Genomic DNA, 21535 nt, shown 5'->3' on the forward strand with positions numbered 1-21535 from the left:
TCCAGGGCTCTTTGCGTGCCGGTTTACTTAATGTTTTCGCTTAAAACGGCATGTACTTTAGTGGTCAACATATCGATGGCCACATCGTTGGCACCGCCTTCGGGGATGATAATATCGGCATAGCGCTTGGTTGGTTCGATAAACTGATGATACATTGGCTTGACGGTGCCAAGATATTGTTCAATGACCGAATCAAGCGACCGCCCCCGTTCTTTAATATCACGTTCGAGGCGCCTAATAAAGCGAATATCGTCATCGGTGTCAACGTAGACTTTAATATCCATCAAATTGCGAATGTCTGCGCTAGCTAAAACTAAAATTCCTTCTAAAATGATTATATCGGCAGGTTCAACGTGAATAGTGTCGGTGCTTCTAGTGTGCTTTTTGAAGTCGTAAACCGGCATTTCAATTGCTTGATATTCAAGTAATGATCTCAACTGCTGCTTAAGTAGCGCTACATCAAATGCGTCTGGATGATCGTAATTGATATTCATCCGGATGTTCATCGGGATGCCAGTATTATCCTTGTAATAGGAATCCTGCGTCATGATTAAAACGTGTTCATTTTCTTGCATTTGCTCAACTATTTTGCGGGCAATAGTGGTTTTACCACTACCAGAACCACCGGTAATACCGATCACGACCGGTTTTTCGAGTTTAGACATGTTGACACTCCTTTTTATCAATAAACATTTTACTTTACTTTCCCACTAATTACCAACGTATAGGGTAAAAAGGTTTTTTATTGAAAAAGAAAAATTATAAAAGGATTGACATATCAAATGAAAGCGATTACTATTAATCTGGTACCAAAAAAATAAAATTTATCACTAATTAATGTTTATTTTAGCTAATTTAAACGAATATTAACTTAAAAAAGAACCATATAATTATTTTAAAGAACCAATTAGAGCGAGACCATGGAATATAAGGAAAGATCAGCTGCAATCCAAGCGCAGGAATATTTAGAACAACTAATTAAGTTCAACCGTAAAAGCAAGGTATTGCCGTCACAAAGGGAAGTTGCAGAGCAGCTTAATATTAGTCGCAACGCCGTTATGCACGCACTAGAATGGCTAAAGAGTGAGGACCAGGTTGCAGTTAAAGAGCGCACGGGCATAGCTGCTAATTCCAAAATTGATATTAACATGCTTGGTATGGAGTCAATGACTGCCGAATTGAAAACTAAGTCCGTAACAATAAGGCATTTATCAACCGAACTTATTTCGCCCACACCAGGCTTAAGGAAGTTTTTCGGTGCTGAGGTTGAGCAATTAATCAAAATTAGCCGGGTCAGACTAACTGCTGGTGTTCCGTTGACGTATGAGATAGCTTATTTTGATCAAAGTCGATTTGCCAAATTGGCCACAACGGACTTTACTGATCGTCCCTTATATGAATTTCTGAACCAGCAATACGGAATCAAGCCAGCGTACGGGCAAGAAACGATTACCTGTGTTTTAGCCGATCAAAGAACTAGTGAAATTTTAACAGTGCAGGAAGGAACGCCCTTATATCAAGTACAAAGCTGCAATTACCAATCAGATGATACCCCTTTGGAAACTACAGACCAATATTTGACTGGGAGTCGCTTTAAGTATCATTTTAAGGCTAATAATATTTATGATTACCGCGAGGATTAATCATGTTATTTAAAGAAATATATACCGACTTGAACCGAAAGATAAAGGCAAAAGAGTATCCTCCTGGCAGTACGTTGCCAACGGAAATAGAACTTCAACACATTTATCAGGTTAGTCGCACAACGGTTCGTAAGGCAATTGACCAGTTGGTGGCAGAAAACCAAGTTGTGCGCAAAAAAGGAAGTGGTATTTTCGTTGCACCAACGATTTCAAAACAAAATATTTTAGAGATGACGGGCATCATTAAACCGCCATACCTTGAATCTTCGGATCGGGTGAAATTTAAAGATGGTTATCTAAGACTAGTGGGACCATATTATGCTGATCTGTTTAAGATCAACGCTAATGAGCTTTTGTATGATATTTCTTTCTTAACGGCAATTGCAGGAAAGTTAACCAGTGAAAGATTATTGTTGCCTTTAGACCAATTCCCTGATTTTGATCCTGCTTGTTTAAAGGTTACGCCAATAATTGAGGTAGTTAACGCGGGCAAGTTAAATCCAGCAGATGTTTTTCAAGATTTTCAATTAATCAAGGCAACAGATGAGCTTAGTAAGCAACTTGGTGTGGCGGAACAGGGACCAGTCTTTAAAATAACGAACCTTTTTTCAACTAAAGAGGGCAAAATTGTAGCTGTTGAGTACAGGCTACAAGACGCTTTAACTACTAAGTACTCAATTGATTTTAGTTAATGGAGGAAAAATAATGATTAAACTTGTCAGAGTGGATCACCGTCTTGTTCACGGTCAGGTGGCTGTTTCCTGGTTTAATAGTTTGGATGTTAATACGATCTTCGTGGTAAACGATGATGTCGCTAAGGATGATTTTCGTAAATCGGCTATCAGGTTAGCCAAACCGGAGAATGCCAAATTGGTCATGAAATCTGTTGCTGACAGTATTAAGGCAATTAATTCTGGTGTGACAGATAAGTATAAGATGTTGGTTGTTGTAGAGTCAGTTGCAGATGCAGTTAAATTGCTTAAAGGTACTACAGATGAAATTAAGGGTATAAACCTAGGTGGTACTAAGCCCCGTGAAGGAACTAAGAATTATTCTAAAACAATTAATTTGACTGCTGCAGAAGCCAATCAATTAGCTGAATTGCAGGAAACAGGCGTTGATGTTTGGATTCAGCAGGTTCCGAGCGAAGAGCGGCAAGAATTTCACAAATAAAATGGGAGCTGAGTTATGAATGTTTATTTAACCGCAATTATTTTAGCTTTAATTGCGATGATGGGAAATGGTGAGTACTTTTTAGGGTCATCGATGTTATCAAGACCACTAGTAACGTGTACGTTAACTGGGCTGGTATTAGGAAACTTGCAGCAGGGAATTATCATGGGTGCAACGCTGGAACTGGCATTTGTGGGGTCGTTCTCAATTGGCGCTGCGATTCCACCAGAGATTATCTCTGGCAGTGTATTAGGAACTGCCTTTGCGATTGGAGCAGGTAAGAGTACAGCAGTTGCCTTAACTTTAGGTATTCCAATTGCGTCGTTAGTACTAGTGATTAAAAACCTTTGCTTTATTTTTATTTTGCCATACTTTGTACACCATGCCGATAAGTATGCCGCAGCAGGCGATGGCAGTGGAGTAAGTCGAATGAATGTCCTGGGTGGTTTTTTATCGGTTAACTTACCAATTGGACTGGTCGTTGGTATTTCTTATGTATTAGGAAGTCCAGTAATTAAGGGCATCCTAGGTGTGATTCCGCAATTTGTGATTAATGGGTTAGGGATTGCCACCGGTTTGTTGCCGGCCTATGGATTTGCGCTCTTGATGAAGATGATGATTAACAAAAATAATGTCACCTTCTTTATTATTGGTTTTGCCTTAGCAGTTTACCTCAAGCTGTCTGTTACCGGAGTTGCTATTTTTGGAGCTTGTCTAGCCCTGATTTTAACCGGTTATTCAGCTTTTAAGGGTAAGCCGATAGTAAATGGAGTATCAGGTACGAACAAAACAGAAGTGAATACTGGTCAAGGAGGCATTGATTATGAAGATGAAGAATTCTAAGTTACTTACCCGAAAGGATTTAATGAAAACTTTCTGGCGTTCGTTTACGATGGAATGGGCCTGGAACTATGAGCGGCAAATGAACTTGGGTTATGCCTATTCAATGATTCCAGCTTTGCGAAAAATATACGGTAATAACAAAGAAAAATTAACAGCGGCCTATCAACGTCACCTTGAATTTTATAATGTAACGCCGTGGCTAAGTACTTTTCCGTTGGGCATTTCGATTGCAATGGAAGAGCAGAATGAACTTGATCCGGATTTTGATGCTGACTCAATCAACAGTATTAAAGTTGCTTTGATGGGGCCCTTGAGTGGAATTGGTGATTCTTTCTTCTGGGGAACCTTACGTGTTATTGCAACGGGGATTGGTACTTCCTTAGCGCTACAAGGGAATATCCTGGGGCCAATTCTGTTTTTGCTGATTTTCAATATACCGGCCTTGCTGGCTCGGTATTACGGCTTATTCGTGGGCTATAATATTGGTTCTTCCTTCATCGACAAAGTCCAAAAAACTGGCCTGATGGATAAATTAACCTATGGTGCCTCTGTGTTAGGTTTGGCGGTAGTTGGTGCAATGGTGGCATCGATGGTCACCCTCAAGATGCCGTTAAAGATTGGTAGTGGAGCAGATGCGACTACTGTCCAAAAAATTTGTGACGGAATTGTTCCGGGTATTTTGCCCCTACTCTTTACCTTCTTTATTTTTTGGCTCGACAAGAAGGGCTGGAAGTCACAATACATTTTGTTATTGATTGCGGCAATCGGTATTTTCGGTGCATGGTCAGGAATACTCGGCCAGTAATTTTCAAGGAGGTAATTGGTGAAAAGTATAGAAGATTATGTGAAATTAGAACCCCAATATTATCGGTATGTCTTGGCAAACTATCAAGAATTGTTTGTCCAAAAATTTGCTGAGCTTGACACGAGTAAGATTGATAATGTGGTGATTTATGCAACAGGTTCAAGTGCTAATGCTGCTTATGGCGCCTTACCCCTGATGAGTAAAGTGCTGGGGATGCCGGTCCAGATTGAGGAACCATCTATTGCTGAGAATTACTTGCTAAAGGTGAAGCAAAACACCCTTTGTATTGCAATTTCTCAGGGAGGACATAGTTATTCAGTAGTTAAGCTTATTGAACGGTTGCAAGCAACTGGTCATGCGGTCTTTACGTTAACTAGTGAACTCACTAGTCCGGTTGCCCGTGTCAGTCAAAATGTCTTAACAATGGGTATGCCAGTTGAAGAAATGCCATACGTTAGTGCAGGTTACAGTATCGAAATTTTGGATCTAATGATAATTGCTCTAACTATTGCTCAAAAAGAACAAAGGCTAACAACAAAAGAATTTAACCAATATTTAGCCGAATTAAGGACCATAGCCCAAAATTTACCTGACGTTATCAGGCGTGCAAGTGAATGGGTTGCTCGGCAGTTACCTAGCTTTGTCACCGCTAAAAGACTAATGTTCATCGGTTATGGTGCGGCTTATGGTGTAAGTCGTGAAGGAGAAACTAAGACTACTGAAGCCGTGCGGATTAGTTCTTGGGGCAAAGAGCTAGAAGAATACATGCATGGGCCCTATCTCGGACTCACAGCTGATGATTTCATCATTTGTTTGGAACCAAATGGTAAGTTGCAGAAGCGGGCAGACTTGCTAAAACAATTTTTGGATAAGCATGTTAATAACATCTATACCATTTATGCCAACGATGCGCGGAATAAGCAAGGTCATGACTTGAGTCTTGGCATCGAAACGGATGAATTATTGACGGCACTCTTTATGACCGTACCGGTTCATTTGCTGGCCTACAGTTTGTCAAAAGAGCACGGTCATGACTTGCAACACTCTGCTTACCCAGACTTCGATGAAATCACTTCGTCAAAAATATAAGTACTACTAGCAATAATTTTAGAAAACAAGAGGAATAAGATGCGTAAATATAATCAAGAAAAATTAGTTAACAGTATGAATGGCGCGCTTAAGTTGCGTGAACAGATTAATGAGATCATCGATCCCTTATTTGAACAAGGGATTTCAAATATTTGTTGGTTGGGCATTGGTGGTACATACGCTTCTGGGATGCAGGCCAATATCCATATGAAAGAAAAGACCGCCCTAGAAACGTTTTATCAAAATGCTGCTGAGTATCTCGTTACTGGCAACAAGCGAATTACTGCTAAAACCTTGGTAGTGATTTCATCAGTTACTGGTAACACGCAGGAAATGGTCGATGCTGTTAAGCGGTTGAATGAGGTAGGGGCAACTATCTTGGGCTTCATGGATGATTCTAAGGCCAAACTAGCTGCAAGTTTAACCTACTGCATTTCATACCCGGAAAATGAACAACTGAAGTTTTTCATGGTTGGTGACCGGCTAATGTACCTAAATGGTGAATTTCCAGACTACGAAGACTTCTATCAGGAAATGGACGCCCACTTTGCTGAAGATATTGCTCAAATTGGTAAGCAAGCAGATGATTTTGCGCAAGAGTTTGCTATTAAGCACCATGAAGATGCACTTCATTACTTTGTTGGTGCCGGTAACCAATGGGGGGCAACTTATTCTTACGCTATGTGTTATTGGGAAGAGCAACACTGGCTTAGAACGCGCGCAATTGAGTCTGCTGAATTCTTTCATGGAATGTTTGAAGTGGTGGAACGTGATACTCCCGTTACGGTATATGTTGGCGAGGATACACAAAGAGCACTCAGTGTGCGGGTAGCTAAGTTCTTACCGGAAATTTGTGGTAATTACACCATTATTGATACCAAAGATTATGCTTTACCAGGCTTTTCAGAAAAGTACCGCGGAACTTTGTCGCCCTTTGTTTTCCATGAAATTAATAACCGGATTGATGTCCATATTGAACATCTCAACCGGCACCCGATGGATATCCGGCGCTATTATCGTGCCTTAGATTATTAAAAAAGGTGGGCTTGACCGTAATGACTGGAGTGATAATCTGTACCCATGGCAGTTCTGCACCAGAATTATTGAATTCTGCGGAAATGATTTGTGGAAAACAAGTAAACTGCCGTACTGTAAACTTTGCAATGGGCGAATCGCTAGATGATTTAGAGCAAGAATTGCGTCAAGCAATCGCCTCACTTTCTGGACCAATAATCGGTCTAACCGACTTGAAAGGTGGGACTCCGTTCAACATCTTGGTAAAACTAGTTGCTAGCCAACCAGATATGGAAATTGTGACCGGAGTGAATATTCCACTACTACTTGAATTGTTTATTAACCGTGAACAAGTTGCGCTTAAAGAGTTAGTCAAGCTAGCGGTTGAAGCAGGGAAAAGCGGTGTATACCACTATCAAGAGGAAACACCAAGCAAGACTGATGAAGAATTTTAAGGTAAAAATGCGAAGCGTAAAGCGACGCATTTTTTATTTTATTTGTGAGTGAAAGTGCTATCATGGTAAGTATCTAAACAGAAGCAAAAAAGCTTTAATTAAGGAGGCAAAATCATGTTTTTATCTGAAAATTTAGCCAGTTTGTTAAAAGGCAGTGTTATTGGCAGAGTGAGTGCAGTAGTTCTTGTTGTTTTAGGGCTGGTTGAGCTGCTACTTAGCATAAAATACAGTAAGCAAATATTACAAAAAGGGACCCAAAATGGTTTTGCTCCAATTTCAATAGCTTCGTCCTTATTCTTTGGTCTTGTCTTACTGGTAGTAGGTATTATGCTGTTGATTGCGACGTTTTAAGGGCTAGGCAAACTAGTTATTTTCAATGGGAATTTCACTTTTTTATAGAAAGCGCTAACGCAAAAGTGCTATAATAAAGTAAATCTTATGATACATTCAGGAGGAATACACTATTATGGCAAAACAGACAATTATGCTAAATTGTAGTGCTGGAATGAGTACTTCATTACTGGTAACTAAAATGCAGCAGGCAGCCGAAGAACAAGGGATTGATGCGAAGATTTTCGCTGTTCCAGCAGCGGAGGCCGATAACCACATTGAGCAGGATGATTTGGATTGTGTTTTGCTGGGGCCACAGGTTCGTTACATGGAAAATGACTTTAAAAACAAGGTCAAAGGTCGCGGAAAAGATGGCAAAGATATCCCACTAAGCGTGATTGACATGCGCGCTTACGGTATGATGGACGGCAAGAAGGTTTTACAACAAGCTGAAGACCTAATTAACGGGTAATACAGGAGATAGAGATGGCAGAAAATAATACATCTGAACAGGCAACTTTGGAATCAGCGATGGGCTTAATTGTCAATGGTGGTAACGCCAAAAGTTCGGCATTTGAGGCTATTCGGCTGGCAAAAACAGGTGATATTGAAGGTGCTCGGGCCAAACTGAAGGAAGCTGATGAAGCGCTCAACGAGGCCCATAATTCGCAAACAGGAATGCTAACCAAAGAGGCACAGGGTGGTCATACCACGGTTACCTTGCTGGTGGTGCACTCACAAGATCACCTGATGAACGCAATTACCTTCAGAGATTTAGCTGGTGAAATGGTCGATTTATACGAAAAACTGTATGAATCTGGTACTTTAACCAAGTAACTGGCAGTTTACTGTTATTGAATGCAAACAAAAAGCGAAGTTAGTAATAACTTCGCTTTTATGATGCTTAAAAATCCTAGTCGAGATCTAAACCGTTAGTTTGGATCACTTTCTTATACCAGTCAAAGGAATCCTTGCGTGAACGCATTAGGTTACCTTCGCCAGCGTCATTTTTGTCAACATAGATAAAGCCATAACGTTTATCCATTTGACCAGTACCTGCTGATACCAGGTCAATTGGTCCCCATGGCAGGTAACCCATCAAGTCTACACCATCGATTTCAACTGCTTTTTCCATTTCTGAAATATGCTGTTTCATATAGTCAACTCGGTAGTCATCGTGGATTGAACCGTCAGCTTCGACCTTATCGTAAGCACCTAAGCCGTTTTCAACGATGAATAATGGCTTGTGATAACGGTCGGTCAAGTGGTTCAGAGAAATCCGCAAACCTTCTGGATCAATTTCCCAGCCCCAGTCGCTTCGCTCCAAGGTTGGATTGACAGCAACGGCTTTTTCTAAATCATTTAGTTGATCGGGATTAACTTTTTCGGCAGAAACGGTTGTTGACTGGTAGTAACTAAAGCCAACATAGTCAACTGTGCCTTCCTTTAGAACAACGCGGTCCTCATCTGTAATGTCAGGCCGATAGCCGTTACGGGTAATGTAAGCCTCAACCTCGTTAGGATATTCACCGAAGACGTGAACATCGGAGAACCAAGCGCGTCTTTGTTCATACTTGTCTGCCAGCAGCACGTCGTCTGATGAAGGCGTTAATGGCCGGACCGGAGAATAGTTAATCATACAACCAATTTGGAAGTCGGGATTGATCTTGTGACCAATTTTAACGGCTAAAGCAGAGGCCACCAGCTCGTAATGGGCTGCTTGGTACATTGCTGCTTCTTTTTCTTGATCGGTGAGCTTATCTAAAATCACCCCGGAATTAGTAGCCATCAAAAAATCATTATTGTAGGAAGATTGGTTGTCAATCTCATTGAAAGTCATCCAGTACTTAACGCTGTCCCGGTAACGTTCAAAGCAGACCGTTGCAAAGCGAACAAAAAAGTCGATTAACTTGCGGTTGGTAAAGCCACGATATTTTTTGACTAAATTAAACGGAATCTCAAAGTGTGAGAGGGTGATTACCGGTTCAATTCCATATTGGTGGCACGTAGCAAACAGGTCATCATAGAATTTTAGACCGGCCTCATTGGGCTGCTCATCGTCCCCATTTGGAAAAATTCTGGTCCAAGCAATTGAAGTTCTGAAGGCCTTAAAGCCCATTTCAGCCATTAACTTGATATCTTCCTCATAGTGGTGGTAAAAGTCAATTGCGCTGTGATTAGGGTAATTTTTCCCGGCAATAACTCCATCGGTAATTTCACGAGGCTGAGTAGCTGAGCCAACAGTCATGACATCGGCAACGGACATGCCCTTACCGTCAACATCCCAAGCACCTTCTAATTGGTGAGCAGCAACGGCGCCGCCCCATAAAAAACCATCTGGCATTTTTGCTGAATACATTTTGTCTCCTTACTCAATTAATTATACTGATAGCGTTAACACTTATATTTTATACCAAATGAGACAAGGACAGCAAGTTAATCTATAATAAACGTAAACTAATGTGATAAGCATATAATTAAAAACATTATTAAATCAAGTGGGGGAAGACATGACAGACAATAAAGTTAAGGCAAACGAAGTTGAACGTAAAAAACGTGAAGATAAAATTAAATATCTCTATTTCAGTCGATATTTAATGTTGCGGTATATTGTGACCTTTTTTTTATTTGCCAACCTCTTTTGGTGGTTGATTTTAATCCAGGATAAAGTGGGAGTAGGGATGACGGTTGCGGGCCTAATGACGGTTGGTGCTGGAGCCGCAGCGGTGGAACAACTGACCAAATTGCATCATCGGAAGCTTGATGTGCCAGTGACACGTATCTATCTTTGGCTGCAAGTGGCGGTTAATCTGTTCTTAAGTTGCCTTGTTGTTCTGCCAATCAGACCGTGGTTTTTCCCTTTTATCACGACGAGCAATACGGCCTATGTAGTTCTGGCTATCCTGCTGAGTGGAATTGTGCTTGCGTGCGTAGCTGAACAGCGGATTCATAATATTCTTATTGGCAAAGACAAGTATCAGCAAGTAATTGATATCTATCAAAAAGAAAAATAAAATTTGGAATTCCCTAAGAAAAGGCTTACAATAAATCTTATCTTAAATTTAAAACCAAATAAAGAATGGAGTTTAAAAAATGGGTGAAACAACAAAGATACCGTTAAAGGATCGGATTGGCAATGCGGCTGGCAAGTTTGCGGCTAGCCGGTTTGTAAGAGCAATTATGGATGCGGGCTTCAGTGTCATTCCGTTTTCTATTATCGGATCGATCTTTCTGATTTTGACGGTGTTACAGCAAGCGGTACCAATACCGGGCTTTGATGTCTGGTATACAGCTACAGTTGGGCACTTTACCAACTTATTTCAATCGGTCTATAATGCCACCATGGGGATAATTGCACTGGTCTTTTCAGGTACATTTGCTTATTCTTATACCAAAATTTATCGGGATGAGGAACAGTTAAACCTAATTCCAATAGATGGGTTAATGATGTTTTTAATGGGCTTCTTCATTACGGTTGCCGAACTAGTTTGGAAGAACGGCAGAGTGGAATTTCTGCAAACCATCACTAAAGATAAGATGGTTGCTGGCGGCTATCAGGCTTCAACTGCGGGTATTTACCGCATTGGGGCGGTTGGTATTTTTGTAGGCCTGGTGGTTGCCTGGCTGACAGTGCAGATCTACCGCTATACGGTCAAGCATAACTGGCAAATTAAGATGCCACCTTCAGTTCCATCGGGAGTGGCTAACTCGTTTAGTGCGATTATTCCGGGCTTCTGCGTTGCGGTAACTATATCCGCAATTAATATGGCCCTAGTTTTTGCCGGCACGGATTTATTCAATCTGTTGTTTATCCCTTTTTCGTTCATCAGCAATATTGTTGATACTTGGTGGGGATTCTTGATTATCTTGTTCTTAATTCACTTCTTGTGGTGGTTTGGGATTCACGGTGCAACTATTATCAGTTCATTCTATTCACCAATTGTGTTGGCCAACATGACGGCCAATTCTCATGGTGCCCACCACATCTTTGCCGGTGAGATTCTGAACGCTTTTATCACGATTGGTGGTTCGGGTGCTACTTTAGGCTTGGCAATCTGGCTCGTGCTACGGGCCCGGTCGGCTCAATTGAAAGAATTGGGTAAAGTAGAAATAGTTCCGGCATTCTTTAATATTAATGAACCGATTCTGTTCGGCTTACCAATTGTCTATAACATTAGTTTGATGATTCCGTTTATTTGCGCACCGCTTGCATCTGGGGTGGTTGCATACACTGCATTTGCAATGAGGCTGGTGCCGGTGATTAGAATTCAGCAGCCTTGGCCTACCCCGGTCGGAATTGGTGGTTATGTTGCGACGGCTAGCTGGCAAGGCGGTGTGCTGGCAATTATTTGTGCAATCGTGGCCTTTATCGTCTGGTATCCATTTATTAAGCATTATGATAATGTGTTGCTAAAACAAGAAAAAACTACTGCGACCGCCTAGTAAAGGGCTAGTCATGGTTGATTGAAGTAGTAAACAAATCTTTAGTAATCTAACCGCTTTCCTGCTAAGATGAAGGTGTCAAGTAAAGTATCTAAGTGGAGGCGTTTTGATATGAAATATCCTAAGACAAAAGAAGTATTAAACCAACTGGTTGCTGACCTTACGCAGATGCAGATGATTGTCCACCAACATCATTGGTATATGCGGGGCAACCGTTTCTTAAAATTGCACCCGTATTTGGATAAGGTCATGGACGAGTTAGCAGACCAGCTTGATCAAGTGTCGGAGCGCCTGATTACACTTGACGGTTCCCCGGTTTCTACTTTAAGTGAAATTGCCGCCAAAACTAAAATTAAGGATGAACCAGGCAACTGGAATGAAACGATCGATGAACGCTATGCCAAGATTATTGCGGGCTATCATTACCTTGATCAACTCTATGAACAAGGGATCAAAGCTAGTGATGAGGAAGGCGATTATTCTACTAATGATCTACTGACCGGTTTTCATACTGAGATTGAAAAGCGGATTTGGATGATGGCAGGTGAAATTAACCAGGCGCCAGAACTTGATCCGGAATAAAAAGTTAATTAAGTAAATAAAGGCGGTTTGGTTAAACCGCTTTTTTGCTATAATAAGTTTAATAATGGTAATTGGTAAAAAGAAGGAAAATGATGGATAAACAAGCACAAGATAAGCTCAAGGAGCAAGCTGGCGTAAAGGCTGCTAGCTTGGTTAAGTCCGGGATGAAGTTAGGCGTGGGGACGGGTTCAACCGTTGCCTATTTGATTGCCGAATTGGGTCGACGGAAAAAAGAAGAGGGCCTAGAGTTAGCAGCGATTGCTACGACTTCTAGTAGGAGTAAGAAGCAGCTAGAAGACCAGGGTTTCATGGTGACAGAGCTAGCCGCCATTGATCAGCTAGATCTGACCATTGACGGGGCTGATCGCTTGGCCACGAATTTTGATGGTATTAAAGGTGGCGGTGGAGCTCTAACCATGGAAAAAAACGTGGCAATTAATTCGAAGCGGGTAATGTGGATTGTCGACGAGTCTAAACTAGTTGACCGTCTGGGTGGCTTCCCCCTGCCCGTTGAGGTCTTGCCCGTTTCTTGCGAACAGAATTTCCGCCGCTTTCAGGCAGAGGGGTTAAAGCCAGCCTGGCGCATGGCAGGCAATCAGCGCTTTGTGACGCATTATGGTAACTATCTGATTGACCTCAAGGTCGATCCCATCCCTGTGCCGCATAGTCTAGCCGCATACTTGGATCAGACCGTTGGTGTCGTAGAACATGGTTTGTTCCTCGACATGTGTGATGAAGTTATCATTGCGCACACGAGTGGTGCAATAGAGGATCGCCAGAAGTATTAAGCAAGTATAGATTAGCTGTTAGTAATAAGCTGGATTTTTGCTGATTAGAAAAGCAAGGATGGTCTATATTTGGTATGATTACCTGATAGACTTATTGATAAAGAGGAAACCTTATGACGAAAAAACCGTTGATCATTAGTACTGATCCTGGAATTGATGATGTAGCGGCAATTACGATTGCCCTGTTTGCCGAGCAAGTTGATGTTAAGCTGCTAGCAGCAACTTGGGGAAATGTCCCTTTAGCCAAAACATTAATCAACACGCTAAAATTAGAGACCTTTTTAAAAACTAAGGTGCCAGTCGTTAGTGGGGCTACCCTGCCGCTAATGCGGAAGATTATTGATGCTGCTGATGTTCACGGCAAAAGCGGGATGGCAGGGTATGAATTCCCTGAGCCCGACCAGAGTTTATTAGTTCCTGGTCTTGCAGCTGAGCGCATCCATGACTTGGTGGCTAATAGCCCTGAAAAAGTCACTTTGATGCAAATTGGGCCAGCAACCGATTTTGCCCTTTACTTTAGACAATTTCCTGCTGATTTGGCTAACATTGAACAGCTAGTAATCATGGGTGGTGCAATCGGCCGGGGTAACTGGGGGCCATACAGCGAATATAATGTTGCTGGCGATCCCGAGGCCGCACAGATTGTTTTTTCGAGTGGGGTCAAGATTTTACTAGCTCCGCTAGAATTAGGCCACCAAGCCTTTGTAAGTCAAAGCACCCTGCATGAATTACAGACTTTAGGTCGAACTGGCGATATGCTCTATCATTTGTTGACCAACTTAAATGATAAGACAGACACGGATGGCCGTGAAATATATGACGCGTTGGCTGTTGGGATGTTGCTTAATCCGGCAATGTACACCTTCAGACCAGCCTATGTCGTTGTTGATACTAAGAGTCCCAGTGCTTATGGCGCTTCAATTATTGATTTTGACAACTTCTTTAAGCAACCGGCCAATGTTCAAGTGGGAGTCAGCGTCGACCGTGAGGCTTTTGCGGATTGGTTCATTACCGCAATCAAAAAAGCGCACTAATTGAGGTAGATTATGGCAGATTTCGTTTATCGAACTGTGATGCATGACATTAAACAGAATATTTTAGATAACAAGTACGAAGGGATGCGTCTGCCAGATGAGCGGAGTTTAGCTGAACACTACCAGGTCAGTCGTTCTTCGATGAAGCGGGCAATGGAGCAGCTCTCACAGCAAGGGATTGTTTTTAAAAAAAGGGGCAGTGGCACCTTCATTAACCCACTTTATTTAAAAAATCAGTCCCTCTTTCGTTATGAGGGGTCAAATCTGGGCCTGACTGACAGTCTGAAGATGCCAGGGAAGACTCAGGGGATTAAGCTACTTGACTATCACGTCATTGAAGCACCCAAGGCAATTGCCCAGGATTTATTTCTTAATTCCGGCGACTTTGTCTATGAGTTTCGGCGTCTGCGTTTGTTAGATAACCGTCCATTTTTGATTGAAACCGGCTACTTACCGATCAAGATTGTACCGGAGTTAAAGCCTGAACACTTGCAGAAGTCGCTCTTTAATTACTTGGAAGACACGCAAAATAAAGTAGTGACTAAATCATTTCTCAATATTACGGTTGAACCCTCCAGTCAGGAAGATCAGAGTCGTTTAAACTTAACTGCGACCGAGCCCGTGGGCGTGTTGGAAGGAATTTTCTTTTTAGACGACGGTACGCCGTTTGAAGTATCTACGATGCGGATTCATTACCAGTACATGCGCTTCAATACCTTTGTTAATTTGAATAAGTAAAAACAGCAGGCTAAAACCTGCTGTTTTCAGTTGGATACATTCTATTTAAAAGAGGAAAGTTAAATACTGCTAAATTGATGTGCATCCGTGAGCGGTCCTGAATAAACAAAGTTCAAATTAATGTTTTTGGTCTGGTCCGCTAGCTTGTGCAGTAATTGGCGTTGTTGCTTGGTTAACTGTAAGTGATTAAGGGCAAGTTGTCCCTGAATATACATTACCAACTTGCCAGTATAAGCTAGCGGATGGTCACAGGCGTCAAACTTACGCATGACTAGCCCAATCGCATCACGAATGTGCTTATATTTAGCAATATTCAATTCATTATAAATATTGGAAAAAAAACTACAATAAAATTGCTCTAATTCTTGATACACTTCTTTATTTAGTAAGTCACGTTTTTGCGCCGAACTACCAATAAAAAAGGCTTGCATGGCCTCACCTCCTTAGTACTGGAATAATCTGGGTATTTGGTGAAAAATTGCTACTAAGTTCTTGGGGCAGAGGTTCGTCCGTAATCAGGACATCGATCTGACTCAAGGGGATCGACAGGTAAGGAGAATTATTTCGACTATTGAACTTGTATTTTTCGGCGACTACCACAACTTGTTTAGCTCTTGAAGCGGCAACCCTAATTAGTTCAGAATCACTCATTTTGGCCAGATAGATACCATCACTTCTAACGTTAGAAGTACCGATAAAGGCGGTATTAAAACTCATCCGTTTAAGCGTCTCAAGTGCCGTAACTGAATAACTGAACCGGTGGGTTTTATCAATTTTTCCGCCGAGCAGGCGGACTTGCGGCAAGGTAGCCTGCATTAATTCCAGCGAATTATCGATCGAATTAGTGACAATTTGTAAGTTCAGGCCATCGATTAGTTCACACAACTTTTTTAGGGTAGTTGAGGGACCAATAAAGTCGCATTGATTGGGATGGACAAAGCGTTTAGCCATTTGGGCCATCTTGGTCTTAATGGGAGAAGCAATTTGACTTCTTGCTAAAAAATTGGGCACACCGTCCTGATTGTTTGCAATTAGCCCGCCGTGTACCCTAATCGCTTGCCCAGTCGAAGTCAACTGCAAGACATCACGGCGGGCGGTGTCAAAGGAAACGGCAAAATAGGTCGCCAAGTCCCTCGTCACTAAATGGTGTTTTTCGGCTAAAAGTTGCTTAATCTTGTAAATACGCTCTTCTTGAGTCATCTTTCTGCTCCTTACTGTAATTTAGCATGTCTGCCAGGATTGTTTAACGATTATTTCAGCGTTATAGCTATAACTTAATCATTTATCAGTATTTGATCATTAAAATGCAGCTAAGTAAAGAGCGATTGCTTGATATAGCAGACTTTTGCATGCTTGCACAGCAGGCAACTACAGTTTTTAAAATTGGTACGTTCCAATTATCAAAATGGTTGAACTATTTTGAAAACTTGCTATAATTAATTTAACAAATTCTAAGCAAGTAAAAATGGTAAAGGAGATTATAAATGGCAGTTGATTATGATTCGCAAGACTTCTTAAAAAGCGTTGACGCACACTGGCGTGCCGCTAACTATCTTTCAGTTGGACAGCTCTTTTTGATGGACAATCCATTGTTAAAACATGAGCTAGTGGCTACTGAAGTTAAGCCCAAGCCGATTGGTCACTGGGGGACAATTTCTCCGCAGAATTTTTTGTATGCCCACTTAAATCGGATAATTAAAAAATATGATTTGGACATGTTTTACATTGAGGGCTCTGGTCACGGCGGTCAGGTAATGGTTTCTAACGCCTACCTTGATGGTTCTTACAGCGAACTTTATCCTGAAATTCAACAAAATGAAGCGGGAATGGCCAAACTGTTCAAACGTTTTAGTTTTCCTGGTGGTTCGGCTTCTCACGCTGCTCCAGAAACACCTGGTTCCATTCATGAAGGTGGTGAATTGGGCTATTCCATCTCTCACGGTACTGGGGCAATCTTGGATAATCCAGATGTGATTGCTGCGGTTGAAGTCGGTGATGGCGAAGCTGAAACAGGCCCGCTGGCTGCTAGTTGGTTCAGCGACAAGTTCATTAACCCAATCAAAGACGGGGCTATTTTGCCTATTTTGCAAATTAATGGCTACAAGATTTCTAACCCAACCATTGTTTCCAGAATGTCCGATGAAGAATTAACTAAATATTTCGAAGGGATGGGCTGGCACCCTTACATCATTTCGGCATACCAAGGCGGCGAGTTTGATGGTTATCAAGACCACATGCAGGTACACGCGGAAATGGCCCAGTTGATGGACACCGTGATCGAAGAAATTAAGGCGATTCAGCACCATGCACGAGCAAATAACGATGCGACCGTACCACACTGGCCAATGATTATTTTTCGGGTGCCGAAGGGTTGGACTGGTCCCAAGTTTGATGTCGATGGCAACCCGGTGGAAAACTCATTTAGAGCCCACCAAATTCCCCTGCCAGTGGACCAAGACCACATGGAGCATAAGGAGATGCTGGTTGATTGGCTCATGTCTTACCGACCAGCAGAATTATTTGATGAAGCGGGCGCGCCGACTGCGCTCGTCAAAGCAGACAATGTTAGCGGCGAACAGCGCATGGCCATGAACCCAATCACTAATGGTGGCCAAGCGGCCAAGCGCCTGAATTTACCCGACTACCGCAAGTATGCCCTCAAAATTGATCAACCTGGGTCAGTTGAAGCAGAAGATATGACAGAATGGGCTAAATATCTTAACGAAATTGCCGACCTAAATCCGGATAACTTCCGTGGATTTGGTCCGGATGAGACTAAGTCAAACCGGCTATTTAAGTTGCTTGATCAACAAAAGCGGCAGTGGGAAGGTTCAATCCATACACCTAATGATGAAAACTTAGCTCCAAGTGGCCGCCTGCTTGACTCCCAACTATCGGAGCACCAGGCTGAAGGCTGGCTTGAAGGTTATGTCTTAACGGGGCGGCACGGTTTCTTTGCTACTTATGAGTCTTTTGGTCGGGTAGTTGACTCAATGTTGACGCAGCACATGAAATGGTTGCGCAAGGCTAAGGAACAATATTGGCGTAAGGACTATCCGGCACTTAACTTTGTTGCCACCTCGACGGTTTTCCAGCAAGATCATAACGGGTATACACACCAAGATCCCGGTATTTTGACTCATCTGTATGAAAAGAACCGGCCGGATCTGATTCATGAATACCTGCCAGCAGATACCAACTCGCTTTTGGCTGTTTCCCAGAAAGCCTTCAGTGAGCGGGAATGCATTAATATTCTGGTAACTTCCAAGCAGGTTCGGCCGCAATGGTTCTCAATCGATGAGGCGACTAGGCTTGCTGACCACGGTCTATCCTATATTGATTGGGCCTCAACGGATCAAAATGCTAAACCGGATGTGGTCTTTGCTTCGACTGAGACCGAACCAACGATGGAAACATTGGCGGCCATTGATCTTTTACACAAGGAGTTTCCAGCGCTTAAGCTGCGCTACATTAACGTCATCGACGTGATGAAGCTAATCAATCCGGTGGACAACCCAGAAGCAATTTCGACCACCGAATTTGACCAACTATTCCCAAGTGATGTTCCGGTAATCTTCGCTTGGCACGGCTACAAGGCAATGATGGAATCAATCTGGTTTGGGCGCAACCGTAGCAACGTTCATATTCACTGCTATGAAGAAGAGGGCGATATTACTACCCCCTTTGACATGCGGGTGGTCAACGAGCTTGACCGCTTCCACTTGGCCAAAGATGCCATCCTGAGTGTGCCCCAATACGCCGACCAGAGTGCTGGCTTTGTAAGTAAGATGGATAATTTGTTAGCCAAGCACCACCAATACATTCGTGACCATGGTAAGGATATGCCGGAAGTGACGGGGTGGAAATGGTCCGGCTTGAAGCAAAACTAAAGCATCTGTTATTGAACTAAAGGCGGGCAGTTGCCCTAGCATAAAATCCTCCTATTTCGCAGGTAGTGCGAAGAGGAGGATTTTTTTGTTGTTTAAAAGAGGCTTTGCCCAGAAGGCTAATTTAAAAGTAAAATGACTAATTTTGAAAAAGCATTGCTGTTGATAAGTCGTTTATTATAAAATTAAAAGCGTTGTTGAAGTTATTTTATTACACTAGCGTAAAGGAAAAATGATGAGTAAGCAAATCAATGTGTTAACTACCACCGATCTGCATGGTTTTATTGCCAATCAGGGCGATCAGCCGGCTTTAGCTCTGCAAGGGTTAAAACAAAAATTTTCGCATTCATTACTAATGGACAGTGGCGATTTTTTTGTAGGGAATCCCTTAACAACCTTTTTTACAACGGAAATGGCGGTTTCACCCTTGGTCGCATACGCCAATAAAGTTGGCTTCGATGTGATGGTGCCAGGCAACCATGACTTCGATCACGGCATTGCCTATTTAAAAGAGCAGGTTAAACACCTGGATGCAGACTATGTTTGTTGTAATGTCTTTTCAGAGGAAGGTGAACTGATTTTCCCACCATTTGCCATTAAAGAAGTTGCGGGCATCAAGCTTGGCGTAATTGGTCTTTTAACCAGCAGGATGTCGATGATCAGTGACTTTGAGGTAACGCGTGGCGTGGTTGTAAAGGAAGCCTTGCTCGAACTGAAAAAGCAAGTAGCAGCCCTGCGTGAGCAAGTTGACTTAGTTCTGGTTGGCTACCATGGTGGACTTGAGCGGGATTTAGCGACTCATAGCGAGATTAATTATGCCACCGGTGAAGATGAAGCATACAAACTAATATCACAGACTGAAGGAATTGACGGTTTCAGTTGCGGTCACCAACACCGCGTTAATCATGGTCAACTTAAGCAAACCTTAGTTGTGCAGTGTGGCTATCGCGGCAGCTATTTTGGTCATTTGACCTTTGACTTTAATGAACAAACGGAAGTCGTTAAGCGCCAGGAAGAAGTGCTGGCAACGAACTCTTTACTACCAGCGCAAAAGGGCGATTTTTATAAAGAGGAAGACTACCAGAAGTGGCTAAAGGAATCATTGGACCTCACTCATTTGACCGAATTTTTGCAGGAAAAATATGGTCGCCAGCACATGGGGATTTTTATTAGTTTGCAGGGTAAGAGCAGGCAGCAAGTGATAAACTCCTTCACTATTCCTTATGGTGTCAGGATCTATCACCTGAGTTTAGCTGAATATCAGACCCTGCTTAAACAGGATTGGACGTTTAAAGTAGAAGATTATCCAGCAGGTGCGCAAGACTTTGTGATTATGACTAATTCATATGAAGTACCAGAGTACCGGCTAACAGATCAGTTTGTCGATAATATTTTTGACGAGTATTCATACTACTTGAAGCAGCACGATTAAGGAGAAAATAATGGGAATAATTGGAATAGTATTAGTGCTTGGACTATTATACTGGGCAAGTTTTGATCGCCAAAAGGTTGATTTTAAGTCAATTCTGTTTTTGTTTGTGACCGAATTGGTGATCTTATTTTTGATTTTAAAAACATCGATTGGTAATTCGATTATCAAGGGCTTGTCTGGCAGCCTAAATATTATCAGTGCATCAAGCAGCAAGGGAATTAACTTTGTGTTTGGGGACCTCAAAAATCCGGCGGCGGCTTCACAGTTTTTCTTGGACGTGCTGCTACCCTTAATCTTTATCTGTGCCCTGATTGAGTTGCTGCAGTATCTGCGCATTCTGCCATTCATAATTAAATATGTTGGTAAGGTGCTAAAAAAGCTTTTCCACATTGATGAAATTAACGCCTTCACGATTTTGAGTTATCCTTTTGTCAGCAACGGGGTTTTTGTTCCGTTCAAGGATCAAATGAAGAACATGTCGCCCAACCAGCTGTTTACGCTATCAATTTATACACTATCTAATACGACAGTAACGATGCTGGCCTCATACATGCATATCATCAAGTCGGAATACATCATTGTGGCGTTGGTGCTCAACCTGTTTACTTCGATTATCGTTGCAAAAATTGTTGCACCCTACGATGTTAGCCAGGTTAACTATGAGATTTCAACTAAAGATACTAACCAAAAGTCGTTGATCACCCGTCTACTTGACAGTATGAACCTCGGTTTTAAGTTAGCCATCAACATTTCTATTTCAATCATTGGTTTTGTCTCACTGATTACCTTTGTTAATATCATTTTCAAGGCAATTTGTGGCAAAACGTTGACGGCGTTAATTGGTTATGTTTGTGCACCGATTGCTTTCTTAATGGGGATTGATCTGCATTCAGCAATTAGTGCAGGCACGGTTCTGGCTACCAAAGCCTTTACTAATATCTTTGTGGCAATCGATCAGATTAACATGAATACTGTTCCAGTTAAAACTCAGGCGATCGTTAGCGTTTTTTTGATTTCCTTTGCTAATCTGCCTAACTTGGGTACAACCCTGGGGATTATGCATACCATGGTTGATGAAGACCATGGTGAAGCGATCGCCAGCCATGCCTTGCGCCTGTTCTTGGTTGCAACCGGGGTCAGCATTATTAACGGTGCCTTAGCTGGGCTATTCTATTCATTTTAAACTTTGCGCTTGTTAATTGGGTTAGTTTTATTTATAATAAAATTAACCATAAGGGAGTAACGGCAATTACTTGCGATAAGCCCAACAACCGAAGAA

General features: G+C 42.1%; 24 protein-coding genes. 20 read left to right on the plus strand and 4 right to left on the minus strand.

Annotated elements, in window-relative coordinates; all coding sequences use genetic code 11:
- Positions 1-23 precede the first annotated feature (23 nt).
- Positions 24-665, minus strand: a complete 642-nt coding sequence (gene udk, locus R8389_RS02125) for a uridine kinase (protein ID WP_317637837.1) — start codon at positions 663-665, stop codon at positions 24-26.
- A gap of 255 nt (positions 666-920) precedes the next feature.
- Between udk and R8389_RS02130 the strand changes: the two genes are divergently transcribed.
- The 11 genes from R8389_RS02130 (at position 921) to R8389_RS02180 (ending at position 8189) form a co-directional block, all read left to right on the plus strand.
- A complete protein-coding gene (locus R8389_RS02130; RefSeq protein ID WP_317637838.1) occupies positions 921-1643 on the plus strand; it encodes a GntR family transcriptional regulator in 723 nt (240 codons plus the stop codon).
- A 2-nt stretch (positions 1644-1645) separates the two neighbouring features.
- A complete protein-coding gene (locus tag R8389_RS02135; protein WP_317637839.1) occupies positions 1646-2335 on the plus strand; it encodes a GntR family transcriptional regulator in 690 nt (229 codons plus the stop codon).
- Between the two features lie 13 nt (positions 2336-2348).
- A complete protein-coding gene (locus tag R8389_RS02140) occupies positions 2349-2816 on the plus strand; it encodes a PTS sugar transporter subunit IIB (RefSeq protein WP_317637840.1) in 468 nt (155 codons plus the stop codon).
- Positions 2817-2831: 15 nt separating this feature from the next.
- Positions 2832-3659 carry a PTS mannose/fructose/sorbose/N-acetylgalactosamine transporter subunit IIC gene (locus R8389_RS02145; protein WP_317637841.1) on the plus strand — a complete coding sequence of 276 codons (828 nt, stop codon included), beginning with the start codon at positions 2832-2834 and terminating at the stop codon, positions 3657-3659.
- Positions 3640-4464 (plus strand): PTS system mannose/fructose/sorbose family transporter subunit IID, encoded by an 825-nt coding sequence (locus R8389_RS02150; protein WP_425604646.1) that lies wholly within the window; start codon positions 3640-3642, stop codon positions 4462-4464. The genes R8389_RS02145 and R8389_RS02150 overlap by 20 nt, the downstream gene beginning before the upstream one ends.
- A gap of 18 nt (positions 4465-4482) precedes the next feature.
- Entirely contained in the window at positions 4483-5553 is a 1071-nt protein-coding gene (locus R8389_RS02155) for an SIS domain-containing protein (protein ID WP_317637842.1), read from the plus strand.
- Positions 5554-5592: 39 nt separating this feature from the next.
- Entirely contained in the window at positions 5593-6588 is a 996-nt protein-coding gene (locus R8389_RS02160; RefSeq protein WP_317637843.1) for an SIS domain-containing protein, read from the plus strand.
- Positions 6589-6608: 20 nt separating this feature from the next.
- Positions 6609-7022 (plus strand): PTS sugar transporter subunit IIA, encoded by a 414-nt coding sequence (locus R8389_RS02165; RefSeq protein WP_317637844.1) that lies wholly within the window; start codon positions 6609-6611, stop codon positions 7020-7022.
- Between the two features lie 114 nt (positions 7023-7136).
- The gene (locus tag R8389_RS02170; RefSeq protein ID WP_317637845.1) at positions 7137-7373 is read left to right on the plus strand and encodes a hypothetical protein; all 237 of its coding nucleotides are present in this window, start codon (positions 7137-7139) and stop codon (positions 7371-7373) included.
- Positions 7374-7488: 115 nt separating this feature from the next.
- Positions 7489-7824: a PTS sugar transporter subunit IIB gene (locus R8389_RS02175; protein WP_317637846.1), complete on the plus strand. Its 336-nt coding sequence runs from the start codon at positions 7489-7491 to the stop codon at positions 7822-7824.
- A gap of 14 nt (positions 7825-7838) precedes the next feature.
- Positions 7839-8189 (plus strand): PTS sugar transporter subunit IIA, encoded by a 351-nt coding sequence (locus tag R8389_RS02180; protein WP_317637847.1) that lies wholly within the window; start codon positions 7839-7841, stop codon positions 8187-8189.
- Between the two features lie 76 nt (positions 8190-8265).
- Here R8389_RS02180 and R8389_RS02185 read toward each other — a convergent pair whose 3' ends face one another.
- Complete coding sequence (locus tag R8389_RS02185; RefSeq protein ID WP_317637848.1) at positions 8266-9711, minus strand: 6-phospho-beta-glucosidase; 1446 nt, start codon at positions 9709-9711, stop codon at positions 8266-8268.
- A gap of 151 nt (positions 9712-9862) precedes the next feature.
- Here R8389_RS02185 and R8389_RS02190 point away from each other — a divergent pair, with 151 nt between their 5' ends.
- The 6 genes from R8389_RS02190 (at position 9863) to R8389_RS02215 (ending at position 14937) form a co-directional block, all read left to right on the plus strand.
- Positions 9863-10366, plus strand: a complete 504-nt coding sequence (locus R8389_RS02190) for a PTS cellobiose transporter subunit IIA (protein ID WP_317637849.1) — start codon at positions 9863-9865, stop codon at positions 10364-10366.
- Between the two features lie 79 nt (positions 10367-10445).
- On the plus strand, positions 10446-11795 hold the full coding sequence (gene celB / locus R8389_RS02195; RefSeq protein ID WP_317637850.1) for a PTS cellobiose transporter subunit IIC: 1350 nt from the start codon (positions 10446-10448) through the stop codon (positions 11793-11795).
- A gap of 111 nt (positions 11796-11906) precedes the next feature.
- Entirely contained in the window at positions 11907-12377 is a 471-nt protein-coding gene (locus tag R8389_RS02200; protein ID WP_317637851.1) for a Dps family protein, read from the plus strand.
- Positions 12378-12469: 92 nt separating this feature from the next.
- Positions 12470-13165 carry a ribose-5-phosphate isomerase RpiA gene (gene rpiA / locus R8389_RS02205; protein ID WP_317637852.1) on the plus strand — a complete coding sequence of 232 codons (696 nt, stop codon included), beginning with the start codon at positions 12470-12472 and terminating at the stop codon, positions 13163-13165.
- Between the two features lie 113 nt (positions 13166-13278).
- Positions 13279-14199 (plus strand): nucleoside hydrolase, encoded by a 921-nt coding sequence (locus R8389_RS02210; RefSeq protein WP_317637853.1) that lies wholly within the window; start codon positions 13279-13281, stop codon positions 14197-14199.
- 12 nt (positions 14200-14211) lie between these two features.
- The gene (locus tag R8389_RS02215; RefSeq protein ID WP_317637854.1) at positions 14212-14937 is read left to right on the plus strand and encodes a GntR family transcriptional regulator; all 726 of its coding nucleotides are present in this window, start codon (positions 14212-14214) and stop codon (positions 14935-14937) included.
- Between the two features lie 59 nt (positions 14938-14996).
- On the opposite strand, the gene R8389_RS02220 is transcribed toward R8389_RS02215, so the two are convergent.
- Both R8389_RS02220 and R8389_RS02225 read right to left on the minus strand, forming a co-directional pair.
- On the minus strand, positions 14997-15368 hold the full coding sequence (locus R8389_RS02220; RefSeq protein ID WP_317637855.1) for a bacteriocin immunity protein: 372 nt from the start codon (positions 15366-15368) through the stop codon (positions 14997-14999).
- A 4-nt stretch (positions 15369-15372) separates the two neighbouring features.
- The gene (locus R8389_RS02225) at positions 15373-16137 is read right to left on the minus strand and encodes a DeoR/GlpR family DNA-binding transcription regulator (protein ID WP_317637856.1); all 765 of its coding nucleotides are present in this window, start codon (positions 16135-16137) and stop codon (positions 15373-15375) included.
- Positions 16138-16421: 284 nt separating this feature from the next.
- Between R8389_RS02225 and R8389_RS02230 the strand changes: the two genes are divergently transcribed.
- The 3 genes from R8389_RS02230 (at position 16422) to R8389_RS02240 (ending at position 21439) form a co-directional block, all read left to right on the plus strand.
- Positions 16422-18827 carry a phosphoketolase family protein gene (locus R8389_RS02230; RefSeq protein WP_317637857.1) on the plus strand — a complete coding sequence of 802 codons (2406 nt, stop codon included), beginning with the start codon at positions 16422-16424 and terminating at the stop codon, positions 18825-18827.
- A gap of 232 nt (positions 18828-19059) precedes the next feature.
- Complete coding sequence (locus tag R8389_RS02235) at positions 19060-20256, plus strand: metallophosphoesterase (RefSeq protein WP_317637858.1); 1197 nt, start codon at positions 19060-19062, stop codon at positions 20254-20256.
- A 10-nt stretch (positions 20257-20266) separates the two neighbouring features.
- Entirely contained in the window at positions 20267-21439 is a 1173-nt protein-coding gene (locus R8389_RS02240; RefSeq protein WP_317637859.1) for a nucleoside transporter C-terminal domain-containing protein, read from the plus strand.
- The last annotated feature ends 96 nt before the right edge of the window (positions 21440-21535 follow it).

Origin of the sequence: Lactobacillus xylocopicola (genome assembly GCF_033096005.1) — a bacterium.
Classification (GTDB): domain Bacteria; phylum Bacillota; class Bacilli; order Lactobacillales; family Lactobacillaceae; genus Lactobacillus; species Lactobacillus xylocopicola.